12 protein-coding genes and 1 pseudogene are annotated in these 16,396 nt (G+C 42.3%); 7 read left to right on the forward strand and 6 right to left on the reverse strand.

All coding sequences use genetic code 11. From position 1 onward, the window contains the following. Positions 1-172 precede the first annotated feature (172 nt). A pseudogene (locus tag WHS63_RS12280) lies at positions 173-388 on the forward strand (GIY-YIG nuclease family protein); the annotation flags it as partial. Between the two features lie 41 nt (positions 389-429). Here the strand turns inward: WHS63_RS12280 and WHS63_RS12285 are convergent. From WHS63_RS12285 to WHS63_RS12295, 3 genes are all read right to left on the reverse strand, one after another. After that, on the reverse strand, positions 430-1,713 hold the full coding sequence (locus WHS63_RS12285) for a UDP-N-acetylmuramoyl-tripeptide--D-alanyl-D-alanine ligase (RefSeq protein WP_445205353.1): 1,284 nt from the start codon (positions 1,711-1,713) through the stop codon (positions 430-432). Positions 1,714-1,785: 72 nt separating this feature from the next. Next, entirely contained in the window at positions 1,786-3,318 is a 1,533-nt protein-coding gene (locus tag WHS63_RS12290) for an SUMF1/EgtB/PvdO family nonheme iron enzyme (RefSeq protein WP_445205354.1), read from the reverse strand. 81 nt (positions 3,319-3,399) lie between these two features. Beyond that, positions 3,400-4,437 carry a PorP/SprF family type IX secretion system membrane protein gene (locus tag WHS63_RS12295; protein WP_445205355.1) on the reverse strand — a complete coding sequence of 346 codons (1,038 nt, stop codon included), beginning with the start codon at positions 4,435-4,437 and terminating at the stop codon, positions 3,400-3,402. A 103-nt stretch (positions 4,438-4,540) separates the two neighbouring features. Here WHS63_RS12295 and porU point away from each other — a divergent pair, with 103 nt between their 5' ends. The 5 genes from porU to WHS63_RS12320 all read left to right on the forward strand — a co-directional run bounded on the left by porU (position 4,541) and on the right by WHS63_RS12320 (position 10,772). Continuing rightward, positions 4,541-8,293 carry a type IX secretion system sortase PorU gene (gene porU / locus WHS63_RS12300; RefSeq protein ID WP_445205356.1) on the forward strand — a complete coding sequence of 1,251 codons (3,753 nt, stop codon included), beginning with the start codon at positions 4,541-4,543 and terminating at the stop codon, positions 8,291-8,293. Between the two features lie 89 nt (positions 8,294-8,382). Next, positions 8,383-9,576 carry a type IX secretion system outer membrane channel protein PorV gene (gene porV, locus WHS63_RS12305; protein WP_445205357.1) on the forward strand — a complete coding sequence of 398 codons (1,194 nt, stop codon included), beginning with the start codon at positions 8,383-8,385 and terminating at the stop codon, positions 9,574-9,576. Further along, entirely contained in the window at positions 9,576-10,055 is a 480-nt protein-coding gene (gene ispF, locus WHS63_RS12310; RefSeq protein ID WP_445205358.1) for a 2-C-methyl-D-erythritol 2,4-cyclodiphosphate synthase, read from the forward strand. The genes porV and ispF overlap by 1 nt, the downstream gene beginning before the upstream one ends. A gap of 4 nt (positions 10,056-10,059) precedes the next feature. Further along, complete coding sequence (locus WHS63_RS12315; RefSeq protein ID WP_445205359.1) at positions 10,060-10,449, forward strand: CoA-binding protein; 390 nt, start codon at positions 10,060-10,062, stop codon at positions 10,447-10,449. Continuing rightward, positions 10,443-10,772: a thioredoxin family protein gene (locus WHS63_RS12320; RefSeq protein ID WP_445205360.1), complete on the forward strand. Its 330-nt coding sequence runs from the start codon at positions 10,443-10,445 to the stop codon at positions 10,770-10,772. The genes WHS63_RS12315 and WHS63_RS12320 overlap by 7 nt, the downstream gene beginning before the upstream one ends. On the opposite strand, the gene WHS63_RS12325 is transcribed toward WHS63_RS12320, so the two are convergent. Together WHS63_RS12325 and WHS63_RS12330 are read right to left on the reverse strand one after the other, a co-directional pair. Beyond that, positions 10,769-11,173: a hypothetical protein gene (locus WHS63_RS12325; RefSeq protein ID WP_445205361.1), complete on the reverse strand. Its 405-nt coding sequence runs from the start codon at positions 11,171-11,173 to the stop codon at positions 10,769-10,771. The two genes, WHS63_RS12320 and WHS63_RS12325, sit on opposite strands and share 4 nt — an antisense overlap. A gap of 28 nt (positions 11,174-11,201) precedes the next feature. Further along, positions 11,202-13,217, reverse strand: a complete 2,016-nt coding sequence (locus WHS63_RS12330) for a urocanate hydratase (protein WP_445205362.1) — start codon at positions 13,215-13,217, stop codon at positions 11,202-11,204. Between the two features lie 363 nt (positions 13,218-13,580). Here WHS63_RS12330 and WHS63_RS12335 point away from each other — a divergent pair, with 363 nt between their 5' ends. Beyond that, a complete protein-coding gene (locus tag WHS63_RS12335; protein ID WP_445205363.1) occupies positions 13,581-14,471 on the forward strand; it encodes a pentapeptide repeat-containing protein in 891 nt (296 codons plus the stop codon). A 98-nt stretch (positions 14,472-14,569) separates the two neighbouring features. Here the strand turns inward: WHS63_RS12335 and WHS63_RS12340 are convergent, their stop codons facing one another. Then, the gene (locus WHS63_RS12340; RefSeq protein ID WP_445205364.1) at positions 14,570-15,706 is read right to left on the reverse strand and encodes an AAA family ATPase; all 1,137 of its coding nucleotides are present in this window, start codon (positions 15,704-15,706) and stop codon (positions 14,570-14,572) included. Positions 15,707-16,396: the final 690 nt, after the last annotated feature.

The following is a 16,396-nucleotide window of genomic DNA, read 5'->3' on the forward strand; positions in this document are numbered from 1 at the left end:
GCGCGAACGCCAGATTAAGGCCTGGAAGAGCCGTAAAAGGGTTGAAGAGCTGTGTGGGTTCACCAAGCCCTGAACCCTACGGTTCAGAGCATCCCGCATCCGGCGGGAGGGTCACAGGTTCGATCCCTGTAGCTCCCACAAAGCCTTCGACTTTTTCGAAGGCTTTTTTTGTATGCACTACACATACATCATTTACTCCAGCTCTGCCGACCGCTTCTACATCGGGTCTACATCCGATGAGATTTCCCAACGCATCCGACGACACAACGCACCCCACAGGGGGTTCACCTCCATGGCGAACGATTGGAGGCTGGTTTACCTCGAGCAGTTCGACTCCATTCAGCAGGCACGTAAGGGCGAACGCCAGATTAAGGCCTGGAAGAGCCGCAAAAGAATGAATTTATTAATTAGGGTTTTGCTTTTAAAAAATCAAAGAGCCTCAACCACTATTTCAAGTTTTACACCACGGGAGCCCTTTACCAACACCATGGAGTCCTTAATTGGATTCTGCTTCAGATACTCAGCACACTCTGAAGAATTATCAAAGTAACAAAACATACCGTTAAAACTTGAAAAGCCCTTACCCACAAGAAAGATTTTATCAAAATTCAAAGCGTTGGCAAGTTCAACAATTTTTTTATGCTCATCGAGGCTATATTCCCCTAACTCTAGCATTTCACCTAGAATAGCAACCTTTTTTGATGCATTTAATTTTGCTAAATTTTTTAAGGCATTTTCCATACTAGTTGGATTGGCGTTATATGCATCCAAAATAACAGTATTGTTCTGGGTTTTTAAAAGTTGTGATCGATTATTTGAGGGAATATAGCTTTCAATCGCATCTTTTATGTTATCTGGGCCAACTCCAAAATGTCTTCCAACAGCATAGGCTGCCATAACATTCTCCACATTATATTGGCCTACAAGGTTAGTCAGAATAGTTGTGAGTTTACCTCCTTCACTTATTGAAACAGAAAGGAAAGGGTTTTCGGACTTCTCCTCAACTATGAAATTCTCAAAATACTTAGAGTATGGAATAACGTTAGTTGCTTTATACCTATTTAAAAGTTCTACAAGAATAGGATTTTGATGGTTGTAAAATATTGCCCTATCTCTCAAGGCTAAAAAGCTATAAAGTTCCCCCTTCGTATTTTTTACACCTTCAAAACCGCCGAAACCACCAAGATGAGCTTTCCCAATATTGGTAATCAAACCGAAATCAGGTTCAGCAATTCTGCAGAGTTCGCTAATATCACCCGGATGATTTGCACCCATTTCAATAATCGCAAAATCAATATCAGGAGTGATAGATAGTAACGTTAAGGGTACACCAATGTGGTTATTCAAATTACCAACTGTTGCATAGGTTTTAAATTTTCGAGAAAGGACAGCGTACAATAATTCTTTGGTAGTGGTTTTCCCATTGGAACCTGTTATAGCAAAAATTTTTGCATTGATTTTATGCCTATGGTAATTTGCAAGTTGCTGAAGTGCATTTAAGGCATTCTCCACCAACACACACCCCTTGGTCATGTAATGGGGATTATCAATTACAGCAAGGGCTGCTCCATCCTGCAAAGCATTAACAGCATAAGTATTCCCATCGTTATTTTCGCCCTTTAAAGCAAAAAATATTGAGCCAGCTTTAACCTTTCGGCTATCGATAGTTACGTGATAGGATTTTTCAAATTCTTTATAAATATGTTCAATCATAGCATACCATTTAAAAAAGAAAACCTCATAAAGATATGAGGTTTTCAAAATATATGAATTTATTTAATTAATCTATTTACCTCCGATTCTCTCACCACGTTTCTTAGCCGATTGAGCTCCAACAGCTTCCATTGCACAACGGAACCCAATATCATTGGTTGATGATGCTTCGTCGAGGAAACGGCGGGTACCTGGGCTTAGCCAGTATGCCCTATCCTTCCAAGAACCACCCTTATAAACCCTAACATGGTCGTTAATCAGAGTTGTCATACCCACATTCTTCTGTTGAGTATCGCCCTGATAGTACATCCTGTCGGAGTTCTTCTCTTTTACAGTTTGTCCATCTCTGAAATCAAGCGTAGAGGCAACATCACCATCCTTATAGTTGATGTAGTAGGCTTTATTGTAGTTCTGTCGGTTAGCTGCTTCTTCCTCGGTAACTTCACGGTAGGGTATGCGACCTAAACTATCCTTCTTGGAGTAGTTACCGTCTAAATCATATGGGGTTTTGAAAACATTACCACGGAACGGACGAATTTCATCAACATCTTCAAAACTCAATGGGCGGTAAACGTCAAGTACCCATTCATTAACATTACCAGCCATACAGTATAGACCATAATCGTTAGGCCAGTATGACTTAACTGGTCCAGGGAATGTGTTCTCGTCGTTCAAATTACCTGCAAGCCCCATATAGTCACCACGACCGCGAACAAAGTTAGCCATCATCTGGCCACGAACTTTTGACTCAGGATTACGCACGTTGTGCCCATTCCAAGGGTAAATACGACGCTCAACCATGCGCTCGTCATAGGTATTACCTACAAGTCCCGATGCGGCAAACTCCCATTCAGCCTCGGTTGGGAGGCGATACTTGGGAAGTAGGATACCATCTTCAAAGCGGACATGACGTCCTTCGGGTTTTTCAGGGTCAAGGCTGGGTAAAAGCTTCTTAACGCGTGCATCGTACTGACCAGAAAGGTAAGCCTCAGTGCTAAATGCATCAGCTCCTTTTTGAGCCAGGTCAAATTCAATAATGCCCTTATCAACTAAAAGACGCTCATTTACCCTATCGGTTCGCCAAATACAGTAGTCGTTTGCCTGCAACCAGTTAACTCCCACTACCGGATAATCGTTATAAGCTGGATGCCTGAAGTAGTCGGTTACAAAAGGTTCATTGTAACCAAGTGGTGAACGCCACACAAGAGTATCGGGTAGGGCATTTTTAATAACCTGAGGATAGGTTGAATATACACGTTTAATCCAGTGAACATATTCACGCCAATCTACATTACTAATTTCAGTTTCGTCCATGTAGAATGATGTAACTGTTACCCTACGCGGCTTGGCATTCCAGTCGTACATTACATCCTGTTCTACTCTCCCCATAATAAATGTACCACCCTCAATGAACACTAAGCCAGGCCCAGCCTCGGGTCGCCAGTTTTCAACTACCTCAAAGCCCCCATTATCAGGGCTGTTATACTCCCAGCCAGTTTTTTCGGATGCTCCAGTTCCGCCACCACCACCACCAAATAAACCGCAAGAGTTAAGACCAAAAATTCCGGCTGATGCCAATAATAAGATTCTATACTTTAAGCTCATAGCTGTACGGATTTTCTCATTATAATTAAACTCAAATATATAAATAATATTTTGTAATGCGCCCTAAAAGTTTAAAAAAAATTAAAATTTTGGACATTTGATGTACCGGTATTTCTTTTTCCCCCTTTTATACTCAAAATTCCACCCTAAGGTTACCTCGTGCGATGAAGTTGGTAACCCTCTAAGACCATGTTGCATAATACTGAAATCGTAACTGTAACCTATGCGAAACATATAATCGGCATATCCCAAGGTAACAACAAACGAATGGCTATTTAAACTTAAATTTTCCCTAAACCAGAGTCCTGCAACTGCCCAGTTCTTTGAAAGGTAAAAGCCTAAGTTTAGCTGATTAAAATTTAGCTGTTGAATATAGATTACGTTTGGAGAAAAAAGCAGAACCTCTTTAAACCTTCTCCACTTATACAGGTTAAAATCGGCACCAATATGGAAAGTATACTTACGGGGAATGTATGCTTTCCCGCCCGAGAAACTAGCCTCAACAGGTTGTAAAAGATGGTGCACCGCAAATCCACCATAAAAATTTTCAAAATCACCGGCAACACCAAGCCCTATATCGTAATTCCAGGTTGTATAGCCTACTGCGTCGGAATTTCCAATCACATTACCAGCCGGATCAATCATATCCGGGAAAACCAAACCCGAAAAACTCCGTGTACGAAAAATAGCTGAGGTTTGAAGTCCAAATCGTACGTGTGAGTTATATGTAGGTTGAATTCCGTATGAGTAAATAAGATCGAGAGTGTTCCGGGAGAATGTTCCTTTCCCTTCCACATCGCTCATAATATTTATACCAAAGCCGCTCCGCCCTGAGGATTGGGAACGACTGTTACGAAACGAATGTTTCCAGCTTGGGCCAAAATCAATCCTCCTGTCAAAACTTACCCCAAAGGTTGAGTATGGCATATCTATCATGGTCCACTGATTGCGATATATAATGCCTAATCGCATATCCTTTGATGCGCCTGCATACGATGGGTTGAGCATGGTTGGATTAAAAAAAACCTGTGAAAACACAGGATCCTGACCATGTGATTTTTCAAAACATAGGACTATGCCCAGAAAGTACAATAAAAAAATCCTGTTTTTAGATATCATTTAACTGGTTTGTAATAATAACTAACATTATTCGTTTTTTATTGTTAGAATCAAACGTAAAGGTAAAGCAAAGTTTTGTTTCTTTGCAACACATCAGATAATTATGAGGGCAGTTTTTTTCATCATATTATTAACAACACAAGCATTGGGGGCTTTTACACAGGAGTTCCACAGAGTTCTTGAATGGGTTGAAACCGATAAAAAAAATATCAACTGTTTATGGTTTAATGGCGAAGATTTTCCTGACCCAACCAGTAAGGTTCCATACTATACCGAATTAATTCCAATCCCCGATAGTAAGGAGTACAGAATTGAAATAACACATATAAAATGGGGTAAACTCAATAGAGATTTTGATTCTAGTATAGTTCAAACTGAACCAAAACCAACCACAAAAAGCTTGAGGGTTGGGGCGAACAGGGTTCTGCTTTTTTCAATACCTGCAATGAGGAACAATGCCTCTGGCTCAATTGAGAAACTTGAATCGTTTAGCTTCAGAATTGAGCCCATCAGTTCCCATGAAAAAAATATTGATAAAACGATTCGTACCTCGCTTTCGAACTCGGTTCTTGTTTCGGGTAAATGGGTAAAAGTGGGCGTGCAAAAAAGTGGGATTTATAGGATTTCATTCGAAGATTTACAAAGGTATGGTTTTAGCAACCCAGAAAATATTAGCATTTGGGGAATCGGAGGAAAGTCGTTACCTCTTATGAATGCTCAAAGCAACCTTAATGAGATAGCTCCAATACCTATACAAATAAGTAAAGGTGCCGACGGCATTTTTAATCAGGGCGACTATATTCTATTCTACGCTCAGGGCCCCGAAGCTTTAACGTATAATGAAACATATAGTGCATGGAAATGGGAAAAGCATGGATACACCAAAACCATTTACTACTTTTTAACAACCAGTCAACCTCAAACCCTTATCAACTTTGCTGATACACCAACCGAAACCGAAAATTACGCAACAGAATCATTTGACCAGGTTACAACTTTTGAAAGCAACGATACAAACCTTGTTAAATCGGGCAGGGAATGGTTTGGCGAAATTTTTGACATAAAAACCACTTACAGCTACAATGTATCAACACCACTCCCAGTAAACAACTCCACCTATAAAGTATGGGTAAGAGTAGCGGCACGTTCATCATCAACCTCAACTTTTACCCTTACTAATAATGGAACACTTGGTAGCATAACTTTAAATTCCGTAATAATTGGCGACGAACTAGCCAATGTGGTTTCTGTAAACGAAAAAGTATTCTCGGGTAATACTGTTGGACAAAACCTAACATTTGACCTTACCTACAATAAACCCAATTCGGGTTCAGCGGGTTTCCTGGACTTTATATCGATTCAGAGCCGACATGGCTTATCGTATAGTAACGCCCAACTGCCCTTTCAGGATTTTCAATCGGTAGGGGCAGGGAGAATTAGCAGGTTCACAATCAGCAATGCAAACAGCTCCGTTCAGGTTTGGGATATTACTGATATCAATGAGGCCAAAAGGGTTAATATTTCCTACGCCAATGGCACAATAACATTCAAGCAAGCTACCGATACTCTCAAAACCTTTATTGCCTTTGAGCCCGATAAAGCCTACAATGTTGTAGGGTATGCAAATGTTGATAACCAGAATATTCGTGGGAGTGGCTTCTTCGATTACTTTATAGTTACTCATCCAAGTTTTAAAACCTATGCCGAAGAGCTGGCTCAGCTCCACCGGCAAAGAAGCAACCTCTCAGTTGCTGTATATACTACCGACCAGGTTTACAACGAGTTTTCGGGTGGTAACCCCGATGTTGCAGCAATTCGCAATATGCTACGTTACTTTTATAAAGCCGCAACCAGCGACGACGATAAACCTAAATACCTACTCCTATTCGGCGATGGCTCATTCGATAACCTTTCCAACAGCCAAGTCAATACTAATTTTATTCCTACATACCAGTCTCCTCGCTCAATAAACAGGGTTGAGTCATTTGTATCGGACGATTTCTTTGGATTACTCGATGATAATGAAGGCGAAGCCTCAGGCTATATTGACATTGGAATTGGCCGGCTACCTGTTAGTTCACCGGAACAAGCCGCCAATTTAATTGCCAAAATTAAGAATTACATGGCGAATGAAGATATTGACGACTGGCAAAGTAAATTGGTTTTCATTGGCGACGACGAGGATGGTAACGTTCATATGCAGGATGCCAACACGCTGGCAAAGTACATTGAAACCAATTACCCGGCATATAATATCCAGAAAATATTTTTCGATGCTTACCAACAAGAGGTTGTTTCGGGTGGTCAACGCTACCCCGATGTTACCAATGCCATTAATTCTGCTGTTAACAATGGCGCTTTGCTTTTAAACTATACTGGTCATGGGAATGAAAGGTGGCTTGCCCACGAGAAGGTTTTAATGCTAAACGATGTGTTGGGATGGAAAAACGCTAAACGCCTACCTTTATTTGTAACAGCAACCTGCGAGTTTAGCCGTTTTGACGATTACCACATGACCTCAACCGGGGAATGGATACTACTAACCCCAAAGGGTGGCGCAATAGCTTTACTATCTACTACCCGGCTTGTTTACTCAAGCCCAAACTTCACCTTAAACTACAACTTTATACAGCAGCTTTTTAAAACCGATGCCTATGGCAACTATGTCAGGCTTGGTGATTTGGTTCGCATAACCAAAATACTATCGGGAACCGGATACAATAAACGCAACTTCACCCTATTAGGCGATCCCGCATTGATGCTAAAATACCCTAAATACAACATAAAAATCTCATATATTAATGAACGACCAGCATCAGAGCCATCTGATACACTAAAGGCACTTAATAAGGTAAACCTTAAAGGGTTTATTGCTGATAACCTTGGCACAACTGTTGAAAATTTCAATGGAACCGTTTCGGTTACCCTATACGATAAGGAACGCGAAATTACCACCCTGGCTAACGATGGCGGCACTCCGATGACCTTTAAAAGTCGCGATAATATCATATTTAAAGGGAAAGCAACTGTTTCACAGGGTACTTTTAGTATCGATTTTACGGTACCAAAAGATATTAACTTCTCATACGGGAATGGAAAAATAAGTCTTTTTGCAACCGATGGCATGCAAACAGCCCTTGGCGTTCACGATTCAATAGTTGTTGGGGGAATTGGTAACCCTGAAAGCATTGATAGCGAGGGTCCGCAAATTAAAATCTACCTGAACGATACCAAGTTCACTAACGGTGGTATTTGCAACTCCAACCCTCTGCTACTGGTTTACCTTTCCGATGCGAGTGGCATAAACACAACCGGAGCGGGGATAGGGCATGATCTTACCGCAACATTAACATATCCAGCCGGGCAAAGCGAAACATTAAACCTTAATAATTTCTACAAAGCCAATACCGACGATTACACTCAGGGTATAGCAACATACCAGCTCTCTGGCCTAACTCCCGGAACTTACACTATAGAGGTAAAGGCCTGGGATGCCTTTAATAATAGCAATACCGGCAAAATAGTTTTCCGGGTAATTGGCGACGATAAACTTGTGGTTGGTAACTTTTACAGTGTTCCAAACCCTGTTAGGGATAACACACAGTTCTACTTTGAAACAAACACCAATGAAACTGAACTTGATGTAAAGCTGGAAATATTCAACATCAATGGCTCTAAAGTTGCCCAACTCCTTAAAAAAGGGATTTATACTGAAGGTTACAGGATAGGGCCACTTGAATGGAACGGATGTAACTCCAACGGGGAGAAACTTGCAAAGGGAATTTACTTTGCTCGCATTCAAGTTTCATCGGTACAGGGTGAGCAGGTAGCCACAACAAAATTCGTTGTACTTTAGTTTGATATTAAACAATAAGTATCATATTACACCGTTTACATTTGTTACTGTATAAATGTTATTTTTGCAAACTCATAATTGTTAAGTTGATGATTAAGAAATTTTTTGGAATTGCAACAATTCTTTTAGTAGGATTACAGCCTACGGTTAAGGCTCAGTTCGATAGTACCATATCGCTATCGGGTGGTTTAAATGCATTGCGCATTGCTGTACCATTCCTAACCATAGCACCCGACTCACGGAGTGCCGCCCTTGGCGATGCCGGAGTGGCATCGGTACCCGATGTAAACTCACAACACTGGAACCCTGCTAAGTTTCCATTTATTGAAGGTAAAAAGTGGGGCATGGGATTTTCCTATACCCCTTGGCTCAGGAACTTGGTTAACGATATCAACCTTACCCATTTAACCGGTTATTACCAGTTTGATAAGATGCAATCCATCAGCGGATCGTTGCTTTACTTCTCAATGGGTGAAATCACCTTCAGGGATAACAATAACAACTACATCCAGGCCTTTAACCCTAACGAGTTTGCAATCGATTTTGCATACTCTCGTAAGTTTTCCGACCATATTGCCGGTGCAATGGCTTTCCGTTACATCCGTTCCGATTTAACCGGTAATTTTACTACCACAGGCACTGGCAGCGGTAAACCCGGTACCTCGTTTGCAGCCGATTTGGCAGTATACTACCAGAACGCTATTAGCCTTGCCGGGAAAAGTGGCGAAATGGCAATTGGTGGTAATATCTCCAATATTGGAACAAAACTATCCTACAATGAGGATCCACAAAAGGAGTTTATACCCATTAACCTAAGAGTTGGTGGAAGGTTATCGCTTAACATCGACCAATACAATGGGTTTTCGTATCTACTGGATTTAAACAAGTTGCTAGTTCCTACTCCACCTGTTTACAACAGCCAGGATGAGATTGTAAGCGGAATGGATCCAAACGTATCGGTTGTGCAGGGTATGATTCAATCCTTTTACGACGCCCCAGGTGGCTTCAAGGAGGAAATGCAGGAAATATACATTGCCACTGGGATTGAGTACTGGTACGCAAAGCAGTTTGCCATTAGGGCAGGATACTTCCACGAGAGCCAAAATAAGGGGAACCGTAAGTATATCACCCTTGGGGCAGGATTGCGTTACAATGTGTTTAATATCGATTTCTCCTACCTTATCCCAACCGGTGGGTTCAATAGCCCTATGGCCAACACCCTTCGCTTTTCAATCTCTTTTGAATTTGAACCTGCAAGAACAAGAACAAATAGAGATAAGTAATGGATTTTAGGATAGGCTTTGGCTACGATGTTCATCAGCTGCAACAAGGGCTCCCTTTTTGGTTAGGTGGAGTTCAAATTGAGCACACCAAGGGCTCATTAGGTCACTCCGATGGCGATGCCCTTATCCATGCCATTTGCGATGCCATGCTGGGTGCAGCCAACCTGGGCGATATAGGTGTCCATTTCCCCGATACCGATCCCTCTTTAAAGGGTATCGATAGTAAAATACTTTTACGGAAAACAATGGATATAATTGCCAAAAAAGGATACACCATTGGAAACATCGACTCAACCATCTGCCTACAACGCCCAAAGGTAAAGGATTATATACCCAAAATGCAGGCTGAGCTTGCCAAAGCATTAGATATTGAGCCACAGCAAATTTCAATAAAAGCAACTACTACCGAGAAACTTGGTTTTGTTGGACGCGAGGAAGGCGTTTCGGCTTATGCCGTAGTTCTTCTGAGAAAGAATTAGCTGTATGGAGGCAGGAAACGATATTCTTCCAAAAACATTGGTACTAGGAGCCAGTCAAAAACCTGAGCGTTACTCGTACCTGGCCATACGAAGCCTTAGGAAACATGGTATTGAGGTAGTAGCAATAGGTGCGCGTAAAGGGATGGTTGATGATATTGAGATTCAAACCGAACTACAGGATATACCAGATATTCACACCATAACACTATATCTCAGCGCACGTAATCAGGCTCCATACTACAACTATATCATCAACCTCAAACCCAAACGTCTGATTTTTAACCCGGGAACTGAAAACCCTGAGCTGGAAAAACTTGCCCGAGAACATGGAATTGACGTGGTGGAGGGGTGCACCCTTGTAATGCTAAGTAACGGAACATACTACGAATGGTAAAAGTTATACAGAACGAGTCCGATTTAAGTAAGGCCCTGAGCGAGCCTGCCAGTGCTATCTACTTTAACTCACAGGCATGCGGGGTTTGCCATGTTATGCTGCCCCAACTCGAGCAAATAGTTGGTAGTGAATTCCCCAAGATGCACATTTACGTGGTAAATGCCAACGAAACTCCTGAGATATGCGGGAAATTCTCAGTATTTACATTTCCAACTGTATTAATATTTTTTGAAGGGAAAGAATCGTTGCGTATGGCAAGGAATATCAACCTGGCCACTTTCAGGCAAACCGTAGCTCGCCCCTACTCCATCCTATTCGACTAGGGACGATCAAATGTTGCGCTAACAAATGGGTCGTTTATCTGCCCTGAAACACTATACTCCCAGTCAATTGTTTGGCTGTACCTGTGCCAAACACCCCTGCCAGTTATAAAATACAGATCGCTATTGGTGCTTAGCACCGTAAAAACGGTATCCTTAAGCTGAACATAGGTTTCAAGGTCAAGCCCAAGGTTGTAAAGGTTATAAATCACGTAGGTTGAGCTATCGAGTTGGGTGTAGCGGTCAACACTCACGTTATACGACCTGAATTTGGTTCCCTGGTAATTCTCCCGGCACCGCCAAACCCCGGTAATCCCCTCCCCCTTTTCGTACTTGTCGCACGATGATCCGGATAGCATTACAAAAGTTGCTATGAACAATAACAGTTGGGCAGTCCTTTTCATAACTCAATTATTTAAGTGATGAAGGGCATTAGCCCTTCACCACCTTAGCAATTAAACTATCGTCGGCAATATTAGGAAGTGTAACCTTGAGCAATGGGGTGCGTTCCATCTCGCGCTTAATGGCAAACATTGCCCCACTGTTACGCGCCCAACTCCTACGGGCAATACCATTGTTCACATCCCAGTGGAGCATCATGTGGAGGCGTCTATCGGCAGCATCGGAGCCATCGAGCGTGAGGCCAAAGCCGCCATTTATAACCTCGCCCCACCCAACACCACCTCCGTTGTGAATTGATACCCAGGTGGCGCCACGGAAAGCATCGCCAATTACGTTGTGGATAGCCATATCGGCTGTGAAGCGCGAGCCATCGTAGATGTTGGATGTTTCGCGGTATGGTGAGTCAGTTCCCGATACATCGTGGTGGTCGCGACCCAGTACTACCGGGGCTGAAATGCGCCCGTCTCTAATTGCCTTGTTAAAGGCAGCAGCAATCTTAATACGGCCTTCGGCATCGGCGTAAAGGATACGGGCTTGTGATCCAACCACCAAATTGTTCTTACCAGCCTCGCGTATCCAGTGAATGTTATCCTGTAGCTGCCCCATGATTTCGGCCGGAGCGGTCTTGGCTATCTCCTCAAGTACCTCAAGGGCTATAGCATCGGTGGTGGCCAAATCCTTGGGATCGGACGAGGTGCATACCCAGCGGAATGGGCCAAAGCCGTAATCGAAGAACATGGGTCCCATTATGTCCTGAACGTACGACGGGTACCTAAAATCGCCGTTAGGTTTAAGGATATCGGCACCGGCGCGGCTACTCTCCAGCAGGAATGCATTGCCATAGTCGAAAAAGTACATGCCACGGGCAGCCATGGTATTTATGGCCTTTACATGGCGTCGTAAACTCTCATAAACCTTTTCCTTGAAAAGTTCTGGCTGTTCAGCCATCATCCTGTTAGCCTCCTCAAAGCTAAGGCCCACAGGGTAGTACCCTCCGGCAAAGGGATTATGTAATGAGGTTTGGTCGCTTCCCAAATCAACGTGGATGTTTTCGGTAACCAGACGCTCCCAGAGGTCAACAATGTTACCCTGGTATGCCAGCGAAACGGCTTCCTTGTTGGCCGAAGCCTGACGGATACGAGGGATGAGCTCATCAAGGCTGGTGTAAACCTCATCCACCCACTTTTGGCCATGCCTAACCTCAACGGCCTTGGGGTTAATCTCGGCAATAACGCCAACCATTCCTGCAACCACGGCTGCCTTGGGCTGAGCACCCGACATTCCACCAAGACCTGAGGATACAAATATTTTACCACGCAAATCGGTTTCGCCCGGTTTCATCTGCTTACGACCGGCGTTCATCACGGTAATGGTTGTTCCATGCACAATCCCTTGAGGGCCAATGTACATGAATGAACCGGCTGTCATCTGCCCGTATTGGGTCACGCCAAGTGCGTTGTAACGCTCCCAGTCGTCCTTACTGGAGTAGTTGGGAATCATCATTCCATTGGTAACCACCACGCGGGGTGCATCGGGGTGCGATGGGAAAAGCCCCATGGGGTGGCCTGAGTAAAGAACAAGGGTTTGCTCATCGGTCATCTCGGCCAGGTACTTCATGGTTAAGCGGTACTGCGCCCAGTTCTGGAACACCGCCCCATTCCCGCCGTAGGTTATAAGCTCATGCGGATGCTGCGCCACAGCATAATCCAGGTTGTTACTTAGCATTAGCATGATAGATGCAGCCTGAACCGATTTATGCGGGAAATCGTTAATGGATCGTGCATAAATCTTATAATCGGGCCGGAAACGATACATATAGATACGACCGTACTCCTCCAGCTCACGGGCAAACTCCTCGGTCAGAACAGCATGATGCTTTGGCGGAAAATACCTAAGGGCATTCTTAACCGCTAGCTTTTTCTCCTCAAGGGTAAGAATCTTTTTGCGCTTAGGCGCATGGTTAACCGAGGGATCCCATGGCTTGGGTGCTGGTAGCTCATCGGGGATCCCCTGCAGTATATCCTTACGGAACTCTTCAAGTGTCATAGTTAAAAATTTTACTCTTAACCGCAAAGGTAGTAATTTTAAAACGATTTCAGGCGAGAGTGGTGGGAAAGATTATTAAGCTGTAAATGGAGTTAGAGGAAGTTAAATGAATGGGTGGAATGAACCGGAATGAACCTGAATTATTCGGAATTATTCGGAATGGGAGGAAACCAGTTGTAACATGGCGGAATTGCTGTATAAAAAAAACACTAACCTTTAATTCATTGATGTAAACAAATGTTTTTATAAATTGCATTGCATCAGTAATACTTTGCCTATTGCAACAGCTTAAAGTTCCAAATGTAACGATACTAAATACAACCCAAAATTATCACTTTTCAAAATGATATAGATAAAAAAGATATGAACACAATTACAATAACCGACTGCGAAGGCAACGTTTTGTATAGTCTTGAGCAGTGTGAGATGTTCCCCAATTACACTGCAGTACTAAAAGATGCAATTGCACAGGGTAAAGACCTAACGGGATTGTGCATAAAAAACCAAAACATAAGTAATGTGGTATTCCAAGGAACCACGCTTTACAATGCGGTGTTCGAGAATTGTAACTTTCATAAGGTCGAATTCATTGAATGCCAAGCCGATTCCGTTTGGTTCAATAGGTGCAACCTTGATGGGCTTAAAGTCAAAAAGACAGACCTTTCCAAAGCACATATTCAGAAATGTAGTATTAGCAAGGCACACTTTACCAGGTCAAATCTTGATAACTCTTTTATACTTGATAGTAATTTGCACCTTGCCGTTTTCCTTAAAACACAACTCAATAATGTTGGGTTTCATGATTGCAACCTAGAAAAAGCAGAGTTTGAAGAGTGTTCACTGGTTGGAGCAGGATTTTACAATTTATCTCCAACCTACCAATGGATTAACGATGTCCTTTTCTCACACTGCATTTTGAATGACTGTAACCTGAGTTCGCTGAAATCCCTATCGATGCTTTACATTCGGGAAAGCAATATTGAAGATGCAGAACTTCAGGATCAAAACTTTACCAGGGTAATCAATACTTACACTAAATTGCTGTATGCTATTGAATCCGATACGGTTTGGTGGGAAGACTTTAGAGGAAGCTTTGAACAGTTTAAAGATATGGTAGAAAACGACACAATGGAAAACGGAACTAAATATTACCTTGATGACTTTTTGTATGACGAGTTAAGCAAGGTTGTGTGTTACCTTGAGCAGTGGCATAATGATAGAGTATTATTCTCAAAATACACTAAACATGAATAAATGCGAATAGCAATTGCACTAAACACGGTCGGTTCAGATTGTATCGTTTGCATATTGGTCATACCCATTGCTACACCGCATAAAGTGCTACAGACATGTTAATATGTTCTTTGCATCCAACGCATTAAAAATACATCATACACGCTATAGCTTGATCCCGTTGAGGTAACGCTTTCAAGTATCATTTCTTTCTCAAGTAGGGCATCGAGCATCCTATGAATGGACGAGGGTGTACCCAGTTGATGCTTCACAAGGAATTCCCTACTATATATTTGCGATACTGATTCCTCCTTTGCCAGGGCAAGTAGAAACTCCCATTGCTTACTGGTGATTAAATTTCTATACTGAAGGTATATGGGCTCATTCTCCCTAAGCAACGCTAAACACTCGGCCTTCACGGCATCCAAATTAATTTTTCTCAAAGAATATAGCCTATTGCAAAGACTCTGCGTGTAGAATGTATAGCCCTTTGTCCATTCCAACACGTAATCGATGCTTTCATCATCTATAACCCTTTCTCCTTGTTCAAATTTTTCACGAATGAAATTTCTGTACGCTACCCTTTCAATAGCCTCAAGGTTGATGAAACGGGTACTGGAGTAGAATGGTCTATTGGTATTGGCAAAAATATCCATAAGGGTATGCCTTCGACTACCACTAAAAATAAAACAAAGCCTGTTAAATTGTTGAATATACGTACGGAGTATAGCCTCCACATTTTTCTCGGGGTAATTAGCAATTTGCTGAAACTCGTCAATGGCAACCACAACAGGATGAGGTTGTTCATTTATAAAAGCAAGCAATTGCTGAAGCGTGTATTCCTTATCGCTCTCGGATTGGTAATTAAACTGCACTTGAGGTGCGCCAGTGATGGCATCGAACGAGAATACTGGTCGTAAGCCCTTAAGTAGTTTTAGGAAACGCTTTCCCACAGGTGTTCTCTCGGGAAACTTATTGATAATTGCAGTGGTAAGCAGTTTAATGAAATCAGAAAGATTTCGTGAGGAGTATATATCCACGTAAACAGTTCCGAAATCACCCATTTCGCCAAGCATCTCAAAAAAGCGTAAAATTAGCCCTGTTTTCCCCAATCTGCGTGGCGATATCAAAGTTGTATTCACATTACCCCTTACATTCCTCAGCAGGACGTTCAACTCATTTTCACGATTGCAAAAATACTCCTTTGAGATATAACTATTAACCAAGAAGGGGTTTATATCCTTTACCCTAGCCATTTTACCATTTATTTTATGCTAATATAAGTAGAAAAACACATTTCGCAAAATATATAACGCATTTTGTATAACGCATTTTGCGAAATAGATGAATTTAATAATCAAGTTTACGGGTTAACCAAACTTATGCAATCCACGCACCCGCACGGGGTGCGACTATTAGTTTAGCGGTTCTGGCGCCGTTGTTCCCAAACTTGCAAAACCCTATCATTTACTCTAAAATCTCGATGTATTTTTGTTTGTAAAACATGTTAACAGGTTCGGGGTTGTCTTTAGGGCTGTCATGCAACGGCTTTTCCCCAACCTTTTGTCTCCAATATTTTTCGGGTATGCGGTCAAGGTAAACAATGCAAGTTCGGTTTTTAATGTAATAAACACATGTTTCGCAAAGCCTTTTGGGGCGTTGGATTTCGTCGTTAAATGTTCTAATTTTTTTCACGGCTCTATTTTTTTTAGGAAAGGATTGTCTAATTTAAGTAACATTTCTACAATTTTAATCATTTCGGTTGTTAATTGTATAGTTTCGCCGAGCTCGCAAAAAACGCTCGGTTCAGATTGTATCTTTGACATATTGGTCACAACCCCTACGGCGATCCGGCACCTAGCAATAAAGGTTGTGAATTGCTTTGGCTTCGCCGAGCTCGCAAAAAACGCTCGGTTCAGATTGTATCTTTGACATATTGGTCACAA

It is taken from the genome of Tenuifilum sp. (assembly GCF_037481895.1).
In the GTDB taxonomy this organism is placed as follows: domain Bacteria; phylum Bacteroidota; class Bacteroidia; order Bacteroidales; family Tenuifilaceae; genus Tenuifilum; species Tenuifilum osseticum.